This is a genomic window from Parcubacteria group bacterium CG10_big_fil_rev_8_21_14_0_10_36_14, assembly GCA_002772895.1.
Classification (GTDB): Bacteria; Patescibacteriota; Patescibacteriia.
This window is the reverse complement of the sequence record PFCS01000046.1, coordinates 1-2,516: the sequence shown is the minus strand read 5'-3', so window position 1 is coordinate 2,516 and position 2,516 is coordinate 1. Positions and strand designations below refer to the sequence as shown.

Annotated in this window: 3 protein-coding genes; 1 reads left to right on the top strand and 2 read right to left on the bottom strand. The window is 34.3% G+C overall.

Annotated elements, in window-relative coordinates; all coding sequences use genetic code 11:
• Positions 1-8 precede the first annotated feature (8 nt).
• Positions 9-254: a hypothetical protein gene (locus COU51_03750; protein ID PIR66478.1), complete on the top strand. Its 246-nt coding sequence runs from the start codon at positions 9-11 to the stop codon at positions 252-254.
• Positions 255-331: 77 nt separating this feature from the next.
• Here the strand turns inward: COU51_03750 and COU51_03745 are convergent, their stop codons facing one another.
• A complete protein-coding gene (locus COU51_03745) occupies positions 332-994 on the bottom strand; it encodes an FkbM family methyltransferase (GenBank protein PIR66477.1) in 663 nt (220 codons plus the stop codon).
• Between the two features lie 186 nt (positions 995-1,180).
• Positions 1,181-2,344 carry a glycosyltransferase family 1 protein gene (locus COU51_03740; protein ID PIR66476.1) on the bottom strand — a complete coding sequence of 388 codons (1,164 nt, stop codon included), beginning with the start codon at positions 2,342-2,344 and terminating at the stop codon, positions 1,181-1,183.
• Positions 2,345-2,516: the final 172 nt, after the last annotated feature.

The following is a 2,516-nucleotide window of genomic DNA, read 5'->3' as shown; positions in this document are numbered from 1 at the left end:
TCCGGCAAATGGCGAAGGGCGAAGTGCAAATCACGGGAATACTCCCACGTGGCAAAAGAAATGGGGAAATAGAAAACCTTCACACCGTCAACATTAACTTCCTGATTTTTAGGGATACTCTCTGGAATATCAATGTCGGTGGTATAGACGGTAACATCAATCCCCTTTTTGGCGAGCCACTTGTTCAAGTTGTGAACGCTCCAGATAGGACCGCCTCGGGCATAAGCCGGGTAATATGTAGGGATGATGTGTAAAACTCTCATATTAGCTATTTAATACAAATAAATTACGAATATACAAAAAATTACCTATATTTAAAGTAACCATATTTTTAAAACTTTCTTTTTATTCCAAGCAAATATCTAATTAAATATTTTAAGTACAGGTAATTAAAAAAAGAAATTGAATTTTTTCTAATAAACAACACGTCACCATTATTTGTTAAAGAAAACGGGATACAATAAAACCCATTTAATTTTATTTTCTTTTTTATTTCTTTAACCTTTGGTTTTAATTCAGGCCATAAAAAATCATGAAATTCAACGGTAATTTGATTTATTTTTTCTAAAGTTTTTTTAGAAATAGATTCAAAAACCTCTATTTCAGCACCCTCAATATCCATTTTTAATAAGTCGACTCTGTTTATTTGTTGGTCTAATAAAAATTTATCCAAGGTTATTCCCGGAACTTCAATTTCTTCACCATTAATTTTATTTACTTTATTGCTAGCACATCCATTCTCGGGAACTTTAATTTTGCATAATTTATTTGAATCTGAGACACAATAATTAAAACTCTTTACGTCCAACATTTCTTTTGTGTTCTCGTATAAATCTGGAATTGCCTCTATAGCATAAATTTTGCCTCCATATAATCTTTTTATAAATTTTGAAAACTCTCCATTATTAGCTCCCAAATCTAACATAACCGATTTATTGTTTATTAAATTAGTTATAAAAGTGTGATTTAAAAAACTATTAGTTTTTACCTTCATTATCAAATATTATTTTTTAAAGTAAATATTATTTGCCCTTAATTTCTAGAATTTATTATTTGCAATAACTCTATGTTTTCTAATAGGTAATCTGATAACGCCCATAATTTTGTAACTCAACTCCGAATACACCAAATCCTTTCTTCTTATTTTTATATCTTCCGGCATCTTTTTCGTACTTTCGTACTATTTCGTATTTCGTAGTATCCTCTCATACTCTTTGATCATCTTATCCCCGTAGTCGTCCCACGTAAAACCCGATGATACGTGCTCTTTTGCCGACACTGCCATTTCTTCCCTCTCTACAGGATGTTCATAAAGATATATTAGCTTCTCCTTCAATTTCTCTACATCCCTGATTGGGATGATAAACCCGTCCTTCCCATCTCGGACGATATCTTCGGCTCCTGTGTTCGTCGTTGCAATAACGGGTAACCCACAAGCCATCGCCTGCGGTTGCACAAGTGCGAGCCCCTCTTCAATCGACATCATCGCAAAAACCGATCCTTGTGAATAGTGTTTATAAAGTTCCGCCTGTGGAACGTGCCCGATGTATCTAAAACTCCCTTCATATTTTTTGAAAAATGGTTTTATTTCCTCATTTATTGATCCGATGAGTAATAATTCGGAGTTCGGCAGTTTGAGTTCGGAAAAAGCCTTGAGTAAATAGTGGACCCCCTTACGGAGCGACATCCCGCCTGCGAATACGACCCGAAATATATCGTCCTCCTTCGGAATCTGCTTGAATCGCGAAAGATCAACGCCGTAGGGCACATGAATTAATTTCGATTCAGGGATGCCTTTCTCCAAAAATGTACTTTTTACAAAAAGGGACGGTATTGAGATATAGTCAGCTTCTTCATATTCTTTCAGCTCTTTTTCAACAATTTTTGGATGCGGAAGCATAAATGACTTTTGTACATCAATTCCAAATTTTTGATATTCCTCAATTAAAATATCTCTCTGATATTCCATATGAGAACTACCGCGTTCTAAAACAAGAATTGCGTTAAATTCTTTTGCTTTTTGAAATGTGTGTAGCGAAACAGAGGATCCCCCCACAAAGATGTCACATGTGCGCAATTTTTTTGACGCGCTCTTGTCAAAAATCTCGTGTATAAAAAATTGGGGATTCCAAATATCTTTCAAAAAATCCGGAAATTTTTCCCATCCACGCATTAATATCTCTTTTGAAATCACGGAAGAAATTTTTTCTTCTGGAATCCCATATTTTTTCACCTCAAACTTAGGATACGAAGTAATCAGCTGGGAGAGATAATCTTTCTTTATTAATTCCTGCGCGAGGTTAAAAAGATGGAACCTTCCAGGAACAGAAATAGAGACCTTCATATTTTTTTTCTTCCTATTACTGCGACGGAAAGATATGGAAATTTAAAAACCTTCATAACAATTGGATCCAAAATTGTAAAAATACGGAACGGAAAAATAACTACCCATGCTATTTTATAATTCATTTTTCTTTGCACAAATCTATGGAGCGCTATTATAAACTTGGAAATAA